The organism is Pseudomonas sp. BYT-1, assembly GCF_023611805.1.
GTDB lineage: Bacteria > Pseudomonadota > Gammaproteobacteria > Pseudomonadales > Pseudomonadaceae > Aquipseudomonas > Aquipseudomonas guariconensis.
On the sequence record NZ_CP072559.1, the window covers coordinates 1,049,101 to 1,066,818 of the forward strand.

Sequence of the window (17,718 nt, forward strand, 5' to 3'; positions counted from 1 at the left end):
ACAGGGAGATGTCGACATGACCCCGCTGTACCTGGCCTCAGGCTCGCCACGCCGTCGTGAACTGCTGGCTCAGATAGGCGTCCCGTTCACCCTGGTCGCTGCCCCCATCGATGAAACTCCGCTACCAGGCGAAGGCGCTGCCGATTATGTCGAGCGTCTGGCCCGGGCCAAGGCGGCTGCAGGCCTCGCCCAGGTTCAAGGCGCTGGGGTGGTGTTGGGGGCCGACACCGCCGTGGTGCTCGATGGCCGCATCCTCGGCAAGCCCGAAAACCGTGAACATTCCCTGGCCATGCTGGCCGAACTTTCCGATCGCGAGCACCAGGTGCTCACCGCCGTCGCCTTGACCGATGGCCAGCGGTGCCTGAGCGCCTGCGTGGCGAGCACCGTGCGTTTCCGTGCGATCGGCGCAAGCGAGGCCGAGCGCTATTGGGCCAGTGGCGAACCGCAGGACAAGGCCGGTGGCTATGCCATCCAGGGCCTTGGTGCGGTCTTCGTCACCGGTCTTACCGGCAGCTACTCGGCCGTGGTCGGCCTGCCTTTGAGCGAAACCGCCGATCTGCTCGGGCAGTTCGCGATTGCATGCTGGCAACAGCACGAGGTTCCAGCGCCGCGCTAGCCAGCTACTCGACCGCGATCCATCATTACCGAACACCTTTGACGAGAGCCTGCCATGAGTGAAGAGATCCTGATCAACATCACCCCGATGGAGTCACGTGTGGCAGTGGTGGAAAACGGTGTCCTGCAAGAGGTCCACGTCGAGCGCACACAGCGTCGGGGCATTGTCGGCAACATCTACAAAGGCAAAGTGGTACGCGTCCTGCCCGGCATGCAGGCGGCTTTCGTCGACATAGGCTTGGAACGCGCTGCCTTCATCCACGCCTCGGAAATCTCCCAACGTGAAGGTTCGGCGGTGGAGAACATCACCGCCTTGGTCCATGAAGGCCAGGCGCTGGTGGTCCAGGTGACGAAGGATCCGATCGGCACCAAGGGCGCCCGCCTGACCACCCAGTTGTCGATCCCGTCGCGCTACCTGGTATACATGCCACGCAGCAGCCACGTGGGTATTTCCCTGAAAATCGAGGATGAGGCCGAGCGCGAGCGCCTCAAGCAAGTGGTCAGCGATTGCGTGGAAAAAGAAGACATCAAGGACGCTGGTGGCTTCATCCTGCGTACCGCCGCCGAGGGCGCCCGCACCGACGAAATCCTCCAGGACATCCGTTACCTGCGTCGCTTGTGGGAGCAGATCGGCAGCCAGATCCAGACTTGCGGTGCCCCGTTGGTCATCTACGAGGATCTGGGACTGGCCTTGCGCACCCTGCGCGACCTGGTCAATCCGAAGATTGAGAAGATCCGCATCGATTCTCGAGAAACCTTCCAGAAAACCACGCAGTTCGTCGCCGAACTGATGCCTGAGATCGCCGACCGCCTCGAACACTATCCGGGCGAGCGGCCGATCTTCGACTTGTATGGCGTCGAGGACGAGATCCAGCGCGCCCTGGAGCGCAAGGTGCCGCTCAAGTCCGGTGGCTATCTGGTGGTCGATCCTGCCGAGGCGATGACCACGATCGATGTCAACACCGGTGCCTTCGTCGGCCATCGCAACCTCGAAGAGACCATCTTCAAGACCAATCTCGAAGCGGCTACTGCCATTGCCAGACAACTGCGCCTGCGCAACATCGGCGGGATCATCATCATCGACTTCATCGACATGGAGGACGAGGAGCATCAGCGCCAGGTGCTGCGCACCCTGGAGAAGCAGCTCGAGCGGGATCACGCCAAGACCAACATCATCGGCATCACTGAGCTGGGCTTGGTTCAGATGACCCGCAAGCGCACCCGTGAAAGCCTCGAGCAAGTGCTGTGCGAGCCCTGCATCGCGTGCCAGGGGCGCGGCAAGCTGAAGACGCCCGAGACCGTGTGTTACGAAATTTTCCGGGAGATCCTCCGTGAGGCCCGGGCATACCAGGCCGAGGGTTACCGGGTTCTGGCCAATCAGAAAGTCGTCGATCGCCTGCTGGACGAGGAGTCCGGCAACGTTGCCGAACTGGAGGCTTTCATCGGTCGGACCATTCGCTTCCAGGTCGAATCCATGTACTCGCAGGAACAATACGATGTGGTGCTGCTCTGACTCGTTCTGAAACCTTTATGCGGTCGGGCGTGCTGGCAAAGCCACGGTACCGAGCCATAGTTAAGGCACGACTTGGAGGGCCATGGCCATGGGACGTCTGACCCACGTTCTAGGCGCCTTGACCCGCTGGGGGCTGGGATTCTGCGCCCTGCTGGCGGTGCTGGTGGCGCTGTACGTCAGCCTCGGTCGGGAACTGGTCCCCTTGGTGGCCGAATACCGTGCCGAAGTAGAAAGCAAGGCCGAGCAAGCCTTGGGGCTGCCGGTGCATGTCGGTGCCCTCGAGGGACGCTGGAGTGGCCTGGCACCGGTGCTGCGGGTGCGCGACCTGCAAGTGGGCGAGGGCGCCTCGGCATTGCGCCTGGATGAAGTCAAGGCCGTTCCTGACCTGTGGGCCAGCCTCAAAGCGCGCGAACTGCGTCTGGCGCGTATCCAGCTGGGCGGTCTGCAACTGATCCTGCGTGAGGACGAACAGGGCGCATGGGCGCTCGAAGGGCTGCCCCGCAAGGACGATACGCCTTTGGACCCCGCCCAGGTCCTGCAACGCTTGCGACAACTGGGCAGGGTCGATGTCTTCGACAGTCAGGTGACCCTCCATCCCTGGCAACGCGATCCTCTGACCCTCACCTATGTGAGCCTGGGTTTGCAGGCCGGTGCGTCCCGCCAGGCCCTGGATCTTCGCGCGACATTGCCGGATGGTCAGCCCATGGCCATCAATGTGCATAGCCGCGCCAATGCCCAGGCCTGGCGCGACGGTGAATTCGAAGCCTACCTGAGCCTGCCGCAAAGCGATTGGGCCCGCTGGCTGCCGCCACGTCTGTTGGGGCAGTGGAAGGCTCGTACCTTGCGGGCGGGGGGAGAATTCTGGGTCGATTGGGGGCGGGGCCAGTTGCAACGGGCGGTAGTGCGGCTCAATGCGCCGCAGCTGCGCGGTGCCTACAGCGAGCGCAAAGCGGTGACCCTCGATAACCTGGCTTTGACCGCCTGGCTCCAGCGCGGCAAGGACGGTTTCGAAGGTGTGGTCGATTCGTTGGCCGTCAGCATCGGCAAGCAGCGTTGGGAAACCCATGTACAGCTCAAGCAGCAGGTCGGCCAGGAGGCGAACCAGGAAAGCTGGCAGATCCAGGCCGACCGGCTTGACCTGACGCCGCTGACGCCGCTGGTCCAAGGGCTGGCGCCGTTGCCGGAAAAACTCATGGCCGTGGTAGACGCCCTAAAGGTCACCGGAGCGCTGCGCAATGTGCGCCTGGACGTGCGCCCCAAGGCTGAGGGAGACCAGCGCCTGCAGTTCGCCGCCAACCTCGAGAAGGTCGGCTTCGATGCCTATCACGGCGCCCCGGCAGCCGGTAACGTGAGCGGTAGCATCAGCGGCGACCTGGGCAAAGGCGAACTGCGCCTGGATACCGACGCCTTCATGTTGCATCTGTATCCCATCTTCGCCAAACCCTGGCACTACCAGAAGGCCAACGCACGGCTCACCTGGCGCCTGGACCAGGAAGGCTTCACCCTGATCGCCCCTTACATCAAGGTGCTGGGTGAAGAAGGCAAGATTGCCGCTGACTTCCTCATCCGCTTGTTGTTCGAGGAAGGCCGCGAGGATTACATGGATTTGCGCGTCGGCCTGACCGAAGGTGACGGGCGCTACACTGCCAAGTACCTGCCCGAGGTGCTCAGTCCTGCCCTGGACGAGTGGCTGCGCAGCGCTATCGTCAAAGGCAACGTCGATGAAGGCTATTTCCAGTATCAAGGCTCGCTGAACCATGGCGCATCGCCCGAAGCGCGGAGCATCAGCCTGTTCTTCAAGGTGCACGATGCGGCGCTGGACTTCCAGCCCGGCTGGCCGCAGGTGCAGCAGGTCGATGGCGATGTGCTGATTGAGGACAGCGGCGTGCGCATCAAGGCCCGGCATGGCCAACTGCTCGACACCCAGGTCAGTGATGTCAGCGTCGATATCCCTCATGTGGCGGCTGGCGAGCACAGCCATCTGTACCTTGATGGGGATTTCGATGGTCGTCTGAGCGATGGCCTGAAGATTCTCCAAGAGGCTCCGATCGGCACTGGCGAAATGTTTGCCGGTTGGGAGGGCGAAGGGCCGCTCAAGGGTAAGGTCAAGCTCGATATTCCCCTGGCCCATGGCGAGCACCCCAAGGTGCAGGTCGATTTCGCCACCGCCGATGCGCGCCTGAAGGTCGCCCCGCCGAGCCTGGAGTTGAACCGTTTGAAAGGCGACTTCAGCTTTGATCTGGACAAAGGCCTAAGTGGCAAGAGCATCACCTTGCAGGCCTTCGGCAAACCGGTCACCGCGCAGATTTTCGCTGAGGGCAAGCCCGGTCAGATCCAGACCCGCATCGATGCCAGTGGCCAGATGCCCCTCAAGGCACTGACCGACTGGCTGAAATTCACCCAGCCGCTGCCCGCATCAGGCGATCTCCCCTTCCAGTTACAAATCAACCTGGGCAGTCGCGATAACCGGCTGAGCGTCAACTCCTCGCTCAAAGGCCTGGCAATCGATCTGCCTGCCCCATTCGGCAAGGCCTCTCAGGACACCCGCGACAGCCGTTTCAGCATGACGCTCAAAGGGCCTGAACGGCGTATCGATGCCAGCTACGGTGAGCTTGCCCGCTTCGCCTATGCTGCACCAGCCGCCACGCTGGCCCAGGGGCGCGGGGAGCTGCTGCTGGGCGGTGGCACCGCACAACTGCCGTCTGGCCAGGGCCTGCGGGTGCGGGGGCGGATCGAATCGCTGGATATTGCACCCTGGCAAGCGCAAATGGAGCGCTTCGCAGGTCAAGATCCAGGCGGCAATGCCCGGCAGAACCTGCAGGGCGTGGACTTGAGCATTGGCCAGCTCAAGGCGTTTGGCCTCGATCTGAACCAGGCGGTCGTGCGTCTGGCCCGTGGCAGTGGTGCCTGGGACGCGCGTCTGGACAGCCGGGAGGTCATTGGCAACGCGCGCCTTCCCGATGCCAAGTCGGCGCCGATTGTCGTCAGATTGCAAACCTTGCGCCTGCCGCCTGGGGATCCTGCGGGCAAGCAGCCTGAGGATGCGCCGGACCCGCTCGCGGATTTCGACCCGCGCAAGGTGCCGGCCCTGGATGTGACGATCGACAAGCTGTACCGCGGAGATGACCTGTTCGGTAGCCTGGCGGTCAAACTGCGCCCTACACCGCGCGGCATGATTTTCGATGACGTCGACCTGGACCTTAAAGGCCTGCGTATCGATGGAAGCGGTGGCTGGGAAGGCGAGCCAGGGAGTACCGGCAGCTGGTACAAAGGCCGCCTGGAGGGCAAGAACCTAGCCGATGTACTCAAGGCGTGGGGCTTCGCGCCCACCGCTACCAGCCGTGACTTCCGCCTCGACGTGGATGGTCGCTGGCCTGGCTCGCCGGCGTGGGTGGCGCTCAAGCGTTTCTCCGGAAGCCTGGATGCCGCCTTGCGCTCCGGTCAGTTCGTCGAAGTCGAAGGCAGTGCCCAGGCACTGCGGGTATTCGGCCTGCTCAACTTCAACTCCATTGGTCGGCGTCTACGCCTGGACTTCTCCGATCTGTTCGACAAAGGCCTGGCCTACGACCGGGTTAAGGGCTTGCTGGTAGCAAGCCAGGGGGTCTATGTGACCCGCGAGCCGATCACTATCAAAGGCCCCTCGAGCAACTTCGAACTCGATGGCACGTTGGACCTGGTGAGCGATCGCGTCGATGCAAACCTGCAGGTGACCTTGCCGGTCACCAACAACCTGCCGCTGGCCGCCTTGATCGTCGGCGCACCGGCTGTCGGTGGCGCCCTGTTCCTGGTGGACCGGCTGATCGGTGATCGTGTGTCGCGCTTTGCCAGCGTGAACTACCGCATCGAGGGGCCCTGGAAAGAGCCTAGAATGACCTTTGTGAAACCTTTCGAGAAACGCTAATGAAGTCAGCGGTCATCCAGATGGTCAGCCAGGACGATGTGCTGGCCAACCTGCAGCGCGCCAGGGCTCTGTTGGAGCAGGCTGCCGACGGCGGCGCCCGGCTGGCGGTGCTGCCGGAGAACTTCGCCGCCATGGGGCGGCGCGATGCGGCGGCGATCGGCCACGCCGAAGCCCTTGGTCAGGGCCCGATCCTGCCCTGGTTGAAACGCACGGCCCGCGACCTCAGGTTATGGATTGTGGCCGGCACCCTGCCATTGCCGCCTGCCGACCAGCCAGATGCAAAGGCCCATGCCTGCTCTTTGCTGATCGACGAGGACGGTGAGGTCGCGGCGCGTTACGACAAGCTGCACTTGTTCGATGTGGATGTGGCTGACAGCCGCGGGCGCTATCGTGAGTCCGATGACTATGCCCACGGCAGCCAGGTGGTGGTCGCCGATACGCCGGTCGGTCGTCTGGGTCTCACGGTGTGCTACGACTTGCGCTTTCCCGAGCTGTACAGCGCCTTGCGCGAGGCCGGTGCGGAACTGATCAGCGCTCCGGCGGCCTTCACCGCTGTGACCGGCGCGGCCCATTGGGAAGTGCTGATTCGTGCGAGGGCAATCGAAACCCAGTGCTACCTATTGGCGGCAGCCCAGGGCGGCACTCATCCGGGACCACGGGAAACCCATGGTCATGCGGCGATCATCGACCCTTGGGGACGGATCATCGCCGAACAGGCGCGCGGCGAAGGCGTATTGCTGGCCGAGCGCGACAGCGCAGAACAGGCGTCCATCCGGACGCGAATGCCGGTTGCCTTGCACCGGCGCTTTTTCTCGCAGGACGCCTTGCGGCCTGCGCACACCTCGGAGTGACTATGAGCCAGATGTTATCCACCGTCAGCGAACAGCTGCTGGCCCCGGGCGGACTGACCCTGGACAGCCTGCAGGCTGTGCTTGGCGAGTTGGCGGGGCCCGGTATCGATGCAGCCGACCTGTACTTCCAGGGGCAGATTTCAGAGACCTGGGCGCTGGAGGACGGCATCGTCAAGGAAGGCAGTTTCAACCTTGACCAAGGCGTGGGCGTGCGTGCTCAGTCCGGTGAGAAGACCGGCTTCGCCTACAGTAATGCCATTAACCTCGAGGCCCTTACCTCGGCGGCCCGTGCCGCGAGATCGATTTCACGCGCTGGGCAGGAAGGCCGCGTACAGGCCTTCCGCAGCCAGGATGTGGTGGCCCTGTACGCTCCGGACAATCCGCTGGACGTGCTCAGTCGCGCCGAAAAAGTCGAGCTGCTCAAGCGCGTGGATGCGGCCACTCGCGCTCTGGATCCGCGTATCCAGCAGGTCACCGTGAGCATGGCCGGGGTCTGGGAGCGGATCCTGGTGGCCGCGGTCGATGGCAGCCTGGCAGCTGATGTTCGCCCGCTGGTGCGCTTCAACGTCAGTGTGATCGTCGAGCAGAACGGTCGCCGCGAGCGCGGTGGCCAAGGCGGAGGCGGGCGTACCGACTACCGCTATTTCACCGAGGAGCGGGTCATGGGGTATGCCCGGGAGGCGCTTCGCCAGGCGCTGGTCAACCTCGAAGCCAAGCCGGCCCCGGCAGGTACCTTGCCGGTGGTCCTTGGCCCGGGCTGGTCCGGCGTGCTGCTGCATGAAGCGGTGGGCCATGGCCTGGAAGGGGACTTCAACCGCAAGGGCAGTTCGGCCTACAGCGGGCGTATTGGCGAGCAGGTGGCCTCGACGCTGTGCACCATCGTCGACGACGGCACGCTCGAGGGGCGCCGTGGTTCGCTGAGCGTGGACGACGAGGGGACCCCGACCGAGTGCACCACGTTGATCGAGAACGGCATTCTCAAGGGCTACATGCAAGACAAGCTCAATGCACGCCTGATGGGCATGGCGGTCACCGGCAACGGACGGCGCGAATCCTATGCCCACCTGCCGATGCCGCGCATGACCAACACCTACATGCGCGCCGGTGACAGCGACCCACAGGAAATCATCGCCTCGGTGAAAAAGGGTATCTACTGCGCCAACCTCGGTGGTGGCCAGGTTGATATCACCAGCGGCAAGTTCGTGTTCTCGACCAGCGAGGCCTACCTCATCGAGGATGGCAAGATCACAGCGCCGGTCAAGGGTGCGACCCTGATCGGCAATGGTCCGGAGGCGATGAGCCGGGTTTCGATGGTCGGCAACGACCTGGCTTTGGACAGCGGCGTCGGGACGTGCGGCAAGGATGGGCAATCGGTGCCGGTAGGCGTTGGCCAACCGACCCTGAAACTGGACGCGATCACCGTGGGTGGTACAGGCGCGTGACAAGGGTAAAGGACCGCATTGCGGTCCTTTGGGATTTCACCGGGGTTGCATGTCAGCCCCGGGACGAGGACCTCAGCGCAGGCCCCGTTGGGTCTCGTCGAGGTCGCGTATGTATTTGAAGACCTTGCGCGCGGCGGCCGGCGGTTTGTTCCGGGCCTTCTCGTGCTGGGCATGACGGATCAGCGAGCGCAGGTGCTGGCGGTCGGTGTCGGGATACTCGTTGACGAAGCGCTCCAGGTCTTCGTCATTGCCATCGACCAGGCGATCGCGCCAACGCTCCAGGTTATGGAAACGTTCGTTGTACTGGCGGCTCGAGCTGTCGATTTGTTCGAGCAGGGCATGGATGGCATCGATGTCCTGATCGCGCATCAGCTTGCCGACGAACGACATATGGCGTTTGCGAGCACCATGAGCAGTGTGCTTGTGGGCTTCGGCCAGTGCCCGGCGCAGCTCGTCGGTCAGGGGCAGGCGAGCCAGGGTATCGGCCTTGAGCGTGGTGAGGCGCTCTCCGAGCTCGACCAGCGCATGCAGCTCGCGCTTGATCTGGGTTTTGCTTTTTTCGCCGTCGAAGGCGTCGTCGTAAGAATCAACCATGGTGGCAGTCCGCTAGAAATCGCCGCCATGATAACCAGTCGGGGGCCGCTTGTCCGGCCCGGTCGTAGAATGACCCTAGCCGTACGCAGAATTTCGAGTGGAGAGAACCATGAGTGCAGTCCAGAGCGTAGGCCCCAAGGACCTGCCGGCGTTGCAGGAACAGGTCGAGGCGATCATCGCCGAAGCACGTCGCCAGGGCGCCAGCGCCTGCGAAGTTGCGGTGTCGCTGGAGCAGGGCTTGTCCACTACGGTGCGTCAACGTGAGGTCGAGACCGTCGAGTTCAACCGCGATCAAGGTTTTGGTATCACCCTTTATGTTGGCCAGCGCAAAGGCTCGGCCAGTACATCGGCCAGCGGCCCGGACGCGATTCGCGAGACTGTGGCGGCTGCGCTGGCCATTGCCCAGCACACCTCCGAGGATGAATGCGCAGGCCTGGCCGATGCGGCGCTGATGGCCCGCGAGATCCCTGATCTCGACCTTTACCATGATTGGGCCCTGGAGCCGGAAAAGGCCGTCGAGATGGCATTGGCCTGTGAGGCCGCAGCCTTCGATGCCGACCCACGCATCCTCAATGCCGATGGCACGACCCTGAACACCCACCAAGGCTGCCGAGTCTATGGCAACAGCCACGGTTTCATCGGCGGTTATGCCTCCACGCGCCATAGCCTGAGCTGCGTGATGATCGCCGAAGGCGAAGGGCAGATGCAGCGTGACTACTGGTACGACGTCAATCGCCAGGGCCAATTGCTGGCCGACCCGCGTAGCATCGGGCAGCGCGCCGCACAGCGTGCAGCCAGCCGCCTGGGTGCTCGTCCGGTGCCGACCTGCGAGGTGCCCGTGCTGTTTTCCGCGGAACTGGCCGGCGGGTTGTTCGGCAGCTTCCTGTCGGCCATCTCCGGCGGCAATCTGTACCGTAAATCCTCCTTCCTTGATGGCGCTATCGGCCAGCGTCTGTTCCCTACCTGGCTGACGCTCGATGAACGTCCCCACTTGCCGCGAGCCCTGGGAAGCGCAGCTTTCGACGGCGATGGCCTGGCGACCTATGCAAAGCCATTCGTGGAAAAAGGCGAGCTGGTCTCCTACCTGCTGGGTACCTATTCCGGACGCAAGCTGGGACTGCCAAGTACTGCCAACGCTGGTGGTGTGCATAACCTGTTCGTCACCCATGGGGTGGAGGACCAGGCCGCACTGATCCGCCGCATGGGGCGTGGCTTGCTGGTGACCGAACTGATGGGGCACGGCCTCAACATGGTGACGGGGGATTACTCCCGCGGCGCGGCGGGCTTCTGGGTAGAGAATGGCGAGATCCAGTTCCCCGTCCAGGAGGTGACGATCGCCGGCAACATGAAGGACATGTTCCAGCAGATCGTAGCGATCGGCAGTGATATCGAAACCCGGAGCAATATTCATAGCGGCTCGGTGCTGATCGAGCGGATGACGGTGGCGGGGAGCTGATACCTGCCAGCAGGCGGGACGATTGAAACTCAGGGCCGCATAGCGGCCCTTTGCTTTTGTTCTGTGTGGGGGATGTTGCCATCCCAGAATTGGATCTGAGCCGGTACGGCTACGCGGCAAGGTCAGCCAGGTCGGCTCGATTTGAGCCCTTCGCGGCGGATTACTCGCCTTCGTCGAAATAGTTGTTGATCAACTCGACCAAGGCGTCCATGGCCTCATTGTCCTGTTCTCCCTCGGTCATCAGGTGCACCTGGGTGCCCTTGCCCGCGGCGAGCATCATCACTGCCATGATGCTCTTGCCATCCACCATTTTGTCCGGCGCACGCCCCACCCTGACCTGGCAGGGGAAGCGCCCGGCTACGCCAACGAACTTGGCTGCCGCCCGGGCGTGGAGCCCCAGCTTGTTGATGATGGTGATTTCGCGGGCGGGCATTGGGGTGCGGATCCTGTGGGCTAGAGGTCGCGATGGCGGACCTGGACGTTTTTCAGGGTGGGTTGCAAAAGTTGGCCCAGGCGCTCGGTCAGGTAGACAGAACGGTGGTGACCGCCTGTGCAGCCAATCGCGATGGTGACATAGGCGCGATTGCTGGCGGCGAATCGAGGCAGCCATTTGAGCAGATAACTGGAGATGTCCTGGAACATCTCTTCGACATCCGGTTGGGCGGCCAGGTAGTCGATTACCGGCTGCTCCAGCCCGGAGTGTTCGCGTAGCTCGGGCTTCCAATACGGATTAGGCAGGCAACGGACATCGAACACCAGATCGGCATCCACGGGCATGCCGCGCTTGAAGCCAAAGGACTCCACCAGAAACGCTGTGCCTGGCTCGGGCTGATTGAGCAGACGCAGCTTGATCGAGTCGCGCAACTGGTAAAGGTTGAGGTTGGTGGTGTCGATCTTGAGATCGGCCAGATCGGCGATCGGGCCCAGCAGTTCGCTTTCGACACGGATCGCTTCGGCGAGGGAGCGATTGGCGTTGGTCAGCGGGTGTCGACGACGCGTTTCGGAGAAGCGCTTGAGCAGGGTCTCCTCGTCGGCATCCAGATACAGTACGTCGCACTGGATATGCTGGGCTCGCGCGCCCTCAAGCAGTTCGGGGAAGCGCGTCAGGTGACTGGGCAGGTTGCGCGCGTCGATGGAGACAGCCACCTTGGGTTGCAGCAGTTCGGTATTGATCAACGCGTTTTCTGCCAACTGCGGCAATAGCCCGGCGGGTAGGTTGTCGATGCAGTAATAACCGTTGTCTTCCAGCACGTCGAGGGCGGTGCTTTTGCCGGAGCCAGACCGGCCGCTGACGATGATCAGGCGCATGTTCAGTGCTCGTTCTGTGCGTCCAGGACTACCTGGTACAGGGCCTCGCTGCTGTTGGCGGCACGCAGGTGATCGCGGACCTCCTTGCGATCGAGCATGCTGGCAATCTGGCGCAGCAGTTCAAGGTGGGCGTCGGTGGCGGCTTCTGGCACAAGCAGGACGAACAGCAGATCCACCGGCGCGCCATCGATGGCGTCATAGTCGATGGGGGCATCCAGGTGCAGCAGGGCGCTGACCGGAGCGGTGCAGCCTTCGAGGCGACAATGGGGGATGGCGATGCCGTTGCCGAAACCGGTGGATCCGAGCTTTTCACGGCCAACCAGTTTTTCGAATACGTCTTCCATCTCCAGTTCGGGCACTTCCCTGGCGATCAGGGTGGCGATTTCCTGGAGCACGCGCTTTTTACTGCCGCCCGGCACGTTCACGAGGGAACGGCCGGGGGTCAGGATGGTTTCAAGTCGGATCATGGATGAGAGGGATCAGCGGGCGGCTGCACCTTGCAGCAGGCTTTGCTGTTTTTCCTTATGTTTTTTCAGTTGGCGGTCGAGCTTGTCAGCCAGGGCGTCGATCGCTGCATACATGTCTTGGTGTTCGGCATTGGCGACCACTTCACCGCCGGGAATCTGGAGTGTGGCCTCCACCTTCTGCTGCAGTTTTTCGACCTTCATGATCACCGTCACGTTGGTGATCTTGTCGAAATGCCCCTCCACGCGGGCGAGCTTTTCAAGGACATACTCGCGCAGTGGTTGAGTGACTTCTACATGCTGTCCACTGATGTTGACTTGCATACAGCTTCTCCTTTGTTGCCCGTGCATAAAGGGCAGGTATTGCACCTGCCACTGAAACGCTATGGCTCTTCCAGGGGCTACATCAGTCGCTTGCGCTCACTCGACGGTGCGATGCCGAGGGACTCGCGGTACTTGGCGACGGTGCGACGGGCTACCTGGATGCCTTGTGCCTCCAGTAAACCAGCGATCTTGCTGTCACTCAATGGCTTTTTCTGATTTTCCGCCGCAACCAGTTTCTTGATGATCGCGCGGATCGCCGTAGACGAGCATTCACCGCCTTCGGAGGTGCTTACATGGCTCGAGAAAAAGTATTTCAGTTCGTAGATACCGCGCGGGGTATGCATGTATTTCTGCGTGGTGACCCGGGAAATGGTCGATTCGTGCATGCCTACCGCTTCGGCGATATCGTGCAGTACCAGCGGCTTCATCGCCTCGTCACCATGGTCCAGGAAGCCTCGCTGGTGCTCGACGATCTGGGTGGCGACCTTCATCAGCGTCTCGTTGCGACTTTGCAGGCTCTTGATGAACCAGCGCGCTTCTTGCAACTGGTTGCGCATGAAGGTGTTGTCGGCGCTGGTATCGGCGCGGCGGACGAAGCCGGCATACTGCGGGTTGACCCGCAGGCGTGGTATCGCTTCCTGGTTCAGTTCGACCAGCCAGCGGTCGCTGTCCTTGCGCACGATGACGTCGGGAACCACGTACTCGGGCTCGCTGGACTCGATCTGCGAACCAGGGCGCGGGTTCAGGCTCTGCACCAGTTCGATGACCTGGCGCAGCTCGTCCTCCTTGATCTTCATGCGACGCATCAGCTGGCTGTAGTCGCGGCTGCCGAGCAAGTCGATGAAATCAGTGACCAGGCGCTGCGCCTCAGCCATCCAGGGGGTGTTCGCCGGAAGCTGACGTAGCTGCAGCAGCAGGCACTCGCCAAGGCTGCGGGCGCCAATGCCTGCGGGTTCGAATTGCTGGATGCGGTGCAGTACCGCTTCGACTTCGTCGAGCTCGATATCCAGTTCGGGGTCGAAGCCTGCGCAGATTTCTTCGAGGCTGTCCTCCAGGTAACCCTGTTCGTTGATGCTGTCGATCAGGGTCACGGCGATCAGCCGGTCGGTGTCGGACATCGGCGCCAGGTTGAGTTGCCACAGAAGATGGCTCTGCAGGCTTTCGCCGACGGAAGTGCGGGTGGTGAAGTCCCACTCGTCGTCATCGCTGGCGGGCAGGTTGCTGGCACTGGTCTGGTAGATGTCTTCCCAGGCAGTGTCCACGGGTAATTCGTTGGGGATGCGCTCGTTCCATTCGCCTTCCTCCAGGTTCTCGGCACTGCTGGTGCTTTCCTGGAAGCTGCTCTCTTGGGCTTCGGCAGCCGGCTTGCTTTCGGCGTTGTCGGCCATCGGGTCGCTGTTGTCGAAGTCGTCGCCGTCTTCCTGACGTTCGAGCATCGGATTGGACTCCAGCGCTTCCTGGATTTCTTGTTGCAGGTCCAGGGTGGATAGCTGGAGCAGACGGATGGCCTGTTGCAACTGCGGGGTCATCGTCAGTTGCTGGCCCATTTTTAGGACGAGCGATGGTTTCATGGCTGGGGCTTAATACCTTGTTCGCCGGCGCGCATGCGCCATCCACTACACGTAGGGCGCCGAGGCGCCAATTTTAAGCAAGTTATATGCCTGAAATTGTAGCGTTTGCCTAGAGCACTGTGTCACTTCCTTCAGTGCTCCAAGCAGACTCCGGGCCTTTAAAGTCGGAACTCGTGGCCCAGGTAAACCTCCTTGACCAAATCGTTGGCCAGGATGGTCTCGGCGTCGCCCTCGGCGATCAGCTGACCATCATTGACGATGTAGGCGGTTTCACAGATATCAAGGGTTTCACGGACGTTGTGGTCGGTGATCAGCACCCCGATGCCCTTGGCCTTGAGGTGGTGGATGATCTGTTTGATATCGCCAACGGAGATCGGGTCTACACCAGCGAAAGGTTCGTCCAGCAGGATGAACTTCGGTGCGGTGGCCAGGGCGCGGGCGATCTCGACCCGGCGGCGTTCGCCACCGGAGAGGCTCATGCCAAGGTTGTCGCGGATGTGGCTGATGTGGAATTCCTGCAGAAGGCTTTCCAGCTCCTTTCTGCGGCCGTCACGGTCGAGCTCCTTGCGGGTCTCGAGGATGGCCATGATGTTGTCGGCCACCGACAGCTTGCGGAAGATCGAGGCTTCCTGGGGCAGATAGCCGATGCCGGCGCGGGCGCGACCGTGCATGGGCTGGTGGCTGACGTCCAGGTTGTCGATCAGTACGCGTCCCTGGTCGGCGCGGACCAGGCCAACGATCATGTAGAAGCAGGTGGTCTTGCCGGCGCCGTTGGGGCCGAGCAGGCCGACGATCTGACCGCTGTCGATCGACAGGCTGACGTCGCGGACAACCTGGCGGCTCTTGTAGCTCTTGGCCAAGTGCTGGGCTTTGAGGGTTGCCATTTACTCGGCCTTCTTCTTCGGCTGGATCACCATGTCGATACGCTGACGTGGTGAAGTCACATTGCCACCACGACCGGCGGTAGCCACCTGGGTCTTGGTGTTGTAGACGATCTTCTCGCCTTCAGTGGTGTTGCCTTCGTTCTCGACCTTGGCGCGGTCGGTGAGGATCACCATGTCCTTTTGCGCCTGGTACTGGATGGTCACGCCCCAGCCTTTCATCTTGTCGGGTTTGGCGGCGCTCTGCTGTTGCTCGAAGTAGGCTAGGTTGCCCACCGAGGTGACCACGTCGATATCGCCGGAGGCGGCACGGGTGATGGTCACGGTGTTGCCTTTGATCATCATCGAACCCTGGGTGATGATCACGTCGCCGGTGTAGGTGGCGACGCCTTGCTTGTCGTCCAGGTGAGCGTTGTCAGCCTGGATGCGGATAGGCTGGTCACGATCGTTCGGCAGGGCCAAGGCGCTCGCGCTTCCCAGTGCCGCGCTCAGGCTGAGCAAAAAGGGGAGGGTGTTAACGAGCCTCATACTGTCCTCTTACGTTGGACAGCAGGTCCATCCTGCCGTCTTTCAAATACGCTTTCATTCCTTTGCCCGTAGTCGTCCCACCGGCGCCGTCGATTCTAACGGCTTGCTCGGTCTGCGCATATTGCTTCTGCGGGAAGACGGTCATGCGGGTGGTGGTGATGATCGTTTCGCGCTGCTTTTCATCGGTGCGGGCAACCCGGACCTTGTCGATCAGCTCGACCTCGCTGCCATCCGGGTTGACCTCGGCGCGCACGCTCTGCACGTGCCAGGGATACTGGGTGCCCCGGTACATGTGCAGGTCCGGCGTAGTCACCAGGGTGATCTCGCTGGACTTGAGGTGCTCCACCTTGTCGGCGGTCATTTCGTATTGCACCTTGCCATCAGGCAGGTACTGCACGCTGTGGGCATTGATCGCATAGTAGTCGATGGCATTCTCATCGACCTGGGCCACCGGCTTTTCGAGGAAACTCTCGGGGCTGATGTTCCAGTAGCCGACGGCCACCAGCAGTGCGGCGATCGCACCGAGCAGCACGATATTCCTGGCTTTCTTGCTGAACATGTCTGGCCTTAGAGGTAGTTGGCGTTGGCAGCGTCCAGGGTGCCCTGGGCCTGCATGATCAGTTCACAGAACTCGCGTGCGGCACCTTCGCCGCCGCGGGCCTGGGTCACGCCATGGGCGTGCTGGCGAACGAACGGGGCGGCGCTTGCCACCGCCATGCCAAGGCCTACGCGGCGGATCACCGGCAGGTCTGGCAGGTCATCGCCCAAGTAGGCGACCTGTTCATAGCTTAGGCCCAGTTCGGCGAGCAGGCTGTCGAGCACTACCAGTTTGTCCTCGCGGCCCTGGAACAGGTGCGGGATGCCGAGGTTCTTTGCTCGGCGCTCGACCACCGGGGTCTTGCGCCCGCTGATGATCGCTGTGGTCACGCCCGAAGCCATGAGCATCTTGATGCCGTGGCCATCCAGGGTGTTGAAGGTCTTGAACTCGCTGCCGTCTTCAAGGAAATACAGACGTCCGTCGGTCAGCACGCCATCGACATCGAACACGGCCAGCTTGATGGCCTTGCCGCGTTGCAGAAGATCCGGGTTCATTGCATTGCACTCCATCACATCACGCCTGCGCGCAGCAGGTCATGCATGTTCAAGGCGCCGGTGGGGCGGTCGTTCTGGTCGACCACCACCAGCGCGTTGATCTTGTTGTCTTCCATGATGCGCAAGGCCTCGGCGGCGAGCATCTCGGCGCGTGCGGTTTTGCCGTGGACGGTCATCACCTGGTCGATGATGGTCTTGTGCACATCGATGTTGCGCTCCAGGGCGCGGCGCAGGTCGCCGTCGGTGAACACCCCGGCCAGACGGCCGTCGGCCTCCAGGACCACGGTCATGCCTACCAAACTCTTGCGCGACATCTCTACCAGGGCGTCCTTGAGCAGGGTGCCACGCGGCACGATCGGCAGTGCTTCGCCGGTGTGCATGACGTTTTCCACCTTCAGCAGCAGGCGGCGACCCAGCGCGCCTCCCGGATGGGAGAAAGCGAAGTCTTCGGCCGTGAACCCGCGTGCCTCGAGCAGGGCGATGGCCAGGGCGTCACCCAGCACCAGCGCGGCAGTGGTGGAGGAGGTGGGCGCAAGATTGAGCGGGCAGGCCTCCTGGGCGACGCTGGCATCGAGGTTGACCTCGGCGGCCTGGGCCAGGGGAGAGTCCGGGTTGCCAGTGAGGCTGATCATCTGGATGCCCAGGCGCTTGATCAATGGCAGCAGGGTAACGATCTCGGCGGTGCTGCCTGAGTTGGACAGTGCCAGGATGACATCGTCGCGGGTGATCATGCCCATGTCGCCGTGGCTGGCCTCGGCCGGGTGCACGAAAAACGCTGGGGTGCCGGTGCTGGCGAGGGTCGCGGCGATCTTGTTGCCGATATGGCCCGACTTGCCCATGCCGAGCACGACGACTCTGCCTTTGCTGTTCAGAATCAGCTCACAAGCTTTGACGAAATTGCCGTCGATGCGGGGCAGCAGGCCCTCTACGGCTTCGAGTTCCAGGCGCAGGGTGCGCTGGGCGGATTGGATCAGCTCGCTGGATTGGCTCATGTCGGAAAGCAATGTCTGGTAAAAAAGGTGCCGATTATAACGGCAATGTGCGAAACCCTCATCTTTCGTTTGCCTGGGTTGCTGTCGCGGGCCTGAACAGCCCCTGCAATGGCCTTGGGGGCGGCATTGCAGCGGTGCTATAGTTCGCCGCTATTGCGCCCGGCAGGGACGCGTGTGCCTTCATGA

At 62.3% G+C, this 17,718-nt stretch carries 17 protein-coding genes; 6 read left to right on the forward strand and 11 right to left on the reverse strand.

Annotated elements, in window-relative coordinates; genetic code table 11:
- Positions 1-16: 16 nt before the first annotated feature.
- The 5 genes from J5X93_RS04770 to tldD all read left to right on the forward strand — a co-directional run bounded on the left by J5X93_RS04770 (position 17) and on the right by tldD (position 8,322).
- Positions 17-616, forward strand: coding sequence for a Maf family protein (locus J5X93_RS04770; protein ID WP_043213242.1), 600 nt, complete (start codon positions 17-19; stop codon positions 614-616).
- Positions 617-670: 54 nt separating this feature from the next.
- Positions 671-2,128, forward strand: a complete 1,458-nt coding sequence (gene rng / locus J5X93_RS04775) for a ribonuclease G (RefSeq protein WP_043213244.1) — start codon at positions 671-673, stop codon at positions 2,126-2,128.
- A gap of 82 nt (positions 2,129-2,210) precedes the next feature.
- Positions 2,211-6,029 (forward strand): YhdP family protein, encoded by a 3,819-nt coding sequence (locus J5X93_RS04780; protein ID WP_250034501.1) that lies wholly within the window; start codon positions 2,211-2,213, stop codon positions 6,027-6,029.
- On the forward strand, positions 6,029-6,880 hold the full coding sequence (locus J5X93_RS04785; protein WP_090346610.1) for a carbon-nitrogen hydrolase family protein: 852 nt from the start codon (positions 6,029-6,031) through the stop codon (positions 6,878-6,880). Before J5X93_RS04780 ends, J5X93_RS04785 begins: the two co-directional genes overlap by 1 nt.
- 2 nt (positions 6,881-6,882) lie before the next feature.
- Positions 6,883-8,322 (forward strand): metalloprotease TldD, encoded by a 1,440-nt coding sequence (tldD, locus tag J5X93_RS04790; protein ID WP_043213252.1) that lies wholly within the window; start codon positions 6,883-6,885, stop codon positions 8,320-8,322.
- A 72-nt stretch (positions 8,323-8,394) separates the two neighbouring features.
- Here tldD and yjgA read toward each other — a convergent pair whose 3' ends face one another.
- Entirely contained in the window at positions 8,395-8,916 is a 522-nt protein-coding gene (gene yjgA, locus J5X93_RS04795; RefSeq protein WP_043213253.1) for a ribosome biogenesis factor YjgA, read from the reverse strand.
- 109 nt (positions 8,917-9,025) lie between these two features.
- On the opposite strand from yjgA, the gene pmbA reads away from it, so the two are divergent.
- A complete protein-coding gene (gene pmbA, locus J5X93_RS04800; protein WP_043213256.1) occupies positions 9,026-10,372 on the forward strand; it encodes a metalloprotease PmbA in 1,347 nt (448 codons plus the stop codon).
- Between the two features lie 160 nt (positions 10,373-10,532).
- Here the strand turns inward: pmbA and J5X93_RS04805 are convergent, their stop codons facing one another.
- From J5X93_RS04805 to J5X93_RS04850, 10 genes are all read right to left on the reverse strand, one after another.
- The gene (locus tag J5X93_RS04805; protein ID WP_043213258.1) at positions 10,533-10,805 is read right to left on the reverse strand and encodes an HPr family phosphocarrier protein; all 273 of its coding nucleotides are present in this window, start codon (positions 10,803-10,805) and stop codon (positions 10,533-10,535) included.
- 20 nt (positions 10,806-10,825) lie between these two features.
- On the reverse strand, positions 10,826-11,680 hold the full coding sequence (gene rapZ, locus J5X93_RS04810; RefSeq protein ID WP_043213260.1) for an RNase adapter RapZ: 855 nt from the start codon (positions 11,678-11,680) through the stop codon (positions 10,826-10,828).
- Positions 11,681-11,682: 2 nt separating this feature from the next.
- The gene (gene ptsN / locus J5X93_RS04815) at positions 11,683-12,147 is read right to left on the reverse strand and encodes a PTS IIA-like nitrogen regulatory protein PtsN (protein WP_182941715.1); all 465 of its coding nucleotides are present in this window, start codon (positions 12,145-12,147) and stop codon (positions 11,683-11,685) included.
- 12 nt (positions 12,148-12,159) lie between these two features.
- Positions 12,160-12,468, reverse strand: a complete 309-nt coding sequence (gene hpf, locus J5X93_RS04820; protein ID WP_043213265.1) for a ribosome hibernation-promoting factor, HPF/YfiA family — start codon at positions 12,466-12,468, stop codon at positions 12,160-12,162.
- A gap of 77 nt (positions 12,469-12,545) precedes the next feature.
- Positions 12,546-14,039 carry an RNA polymerase factor sigma-54 gene (locus tag J5X93_RS04825; protein WP_090346613.1) on the reverse strand — a complete coding sequence of 498 codons (1,494 nt, stop codon included), beginning with the start codon at positions 14,037-14,039 and terminating at the stop codon, positions 12,546-12,548.
- Positions 14,040-14,197: 158 nt separating this feature from the next.
- Positions 14,198-14,923, reverse strand: coding sequence for an LPS export ABC transporter ATP-binding protein (gene lptB, locus J5X93_RS04830; protein WP_043213270.1), 726 nt, complete (start codon positions 14,921-14,923; stop codon positions 14,198-14,200).
- Positions 14,924-15,448, reverse strand: coding sequence for a lipopolysaccharide transport periplasmic protein LptA (gene lptA, locus J5X93_RS04835; RefSeq protein ID WP_043213272.1), 525 nt, complete (start codon positions 15,446-15,448; stop codon positions 14,924-14,926).
- On the reverse strand, positions 15,435-16,007 hold the full coding sequence (gene lptC / locus J5X93_RS04840) for an LPS export ABC transporter periplasmic protein LptC (protein ID WP_043213277.1): 573 nt from the start codon (positions 16,005-16,007) through the stop codon (positions 15,435-15,437). The genes lptA and lptC overlap by 14 nt, the downstream gene beginning before the upstream one ends.
- Positions 16,008-16,015: 8 nt before the next feature.
- The gene (locus tag J5X93_RS04845; protein WP_043213281.1) at positions 16,016-16,540 is read right to left on the reverse strand and encodes a KdsC family phosphatase; all 525 of its coding nucleotides are present in this window, start codon (positions 16,538-16,540) and stop codon (positions 16,016-16,018) included.
- A gap of 14 nt (positions 16,541-16,554) precedes the next feature.
- Positions 16,555-17,532 carry a KpsF/GutQ family sugar-phosphate isomerase gene (locus tag J5X93_RS04850; protein WP_043213283.1) on the reverse strand — a complete coding sequence of 326 codons (978 nt, stop codon included), beginning with the start codon at positions 17,530-17,532 and terminating at the stop codon, positions 16,555-16,557.
- Positions 17,533-17,718 lie beyond the last annotated feature (186 nt).

Excerpts from the sequence above, each read along its gene's own strand:
- J5X93_RS04770 (WP_043213242.1), top strand. The coding sequence starts at position 17 with ATGACCCCGCTGTACCTGGCCTCAGGCTCGCCACGCCGTCGTGAACTG.
- rng (WP_043213244.1), top strand. The coding sequence starts at position 671 with ATGAGTGAAGAGATCCTGATCAACATCACCCCGATGGAGTCACGTGTG.
- J5X93_RS04780 (WP_250034501.1), top strand. The coding sequence starts at position 2,211 with ATGGCCATGGGACGTCTGACCCACGTTCTAGGCGCCTTGACCCGCTGG.
- J5X93_RS04785 (WP_090346610.1), top strand. The coding sequence starts at position 6,029 with ATGAAGTCAGCGGTCATCCAGATGGTCAGCCAGGACGATGTGCTGGCC.
- tldD (WP_043213252.1), top strand. The coding sequence starts at position 6,883 with ATGAGCCAGATGTTATCCACCGTCAGCGAACAGCTGCTGGCCCCGGGC.
- yjgA (WP_043213253.1), bottom strand. The coding sequence starts at position 8,916 with ATGGTTGATTCTTACGACGACGCCTTCGACGGCGAAAAAAGCAAAACC.
- pmbA (WP_043213256.1), top strand. The coding sequence starts at position 9,026 with ATGAGTGCAGTCCAGAGCGTAGGCCCCAAGGACCTGCCGGCGTTGCAG.
- J5X93_RS04805 (WP_043213258.1), bottom strand. The coding sequence starts at position 10,805 with ATGCCCGCCCGCGAAATCACCATCATCAACAAGCTGGGGCTCCACGCC.
- rapZ (WP_043213260.1), bottom strand. The coding sequence starts at position 11,680 with ATGCGCCTGATCATCGTCAGCGGCCGGTCTGGCTCCGGCAAAAGCACC.
- ptsN (WP_182941715.1), bottom strand. The coding sequence starts at position 12,147 with ATGATCCGACTTGAAACCATCCTGACCCCCGGCCGTTCCCTCGTGAAC.
- hpf (WP_043213265.1), bottom strand. The coding sequence starts at position 12,468 with ATGCAAGTCAACATCAGTGGACAGCATGTAGAAGTCACTCAACCACTG.
- J5X93_RS04825 (WP_090346613.1), bottom strand. The coding sequence starts at position 14,039 with ATGAAACCATCGCTCGTCCTAAAAATGGGCCAGCAACTGACGATGACC.
- lptB (WP_043213270.1), bottom strand. The coding sequence starts at position 14,923 with ATGGCAACCCTCAAAGCCCAGCACTTGGCCAAGAGCTACAAGAGCCGC.
- lptA (WP_043213272.1), bottom strand. The coding sequence starts at position 15,448 with ATGAGGCTCGTTAACACCCTCCCCTTTTTGCTCAGCCTGAGCGCGGCA.
- lptC (WP_043213277.1), bottom strand. The coding sequence starts at position 16,007 with ATGTTCAGCAAGAAAGCCAGGAATATCGTGCTGCTCGGTGCGATCGCC.
- J5X93_RS04845 (WP_043213281.1), bottom strand. The coding sequence starts at position 16,540 with ATGAACCCGGATCTTCTGCAACGCGGCAAGGCCATCAAGCTGGCCGTG.
- J5X93_RS04850 (WP_043213283.1), bottom strand. The coding sequence starts at position 17,532 with ATGAGCCAATCCAGCGAGCTGATCCAATCCGCCCAGCGCACCCTGCGC.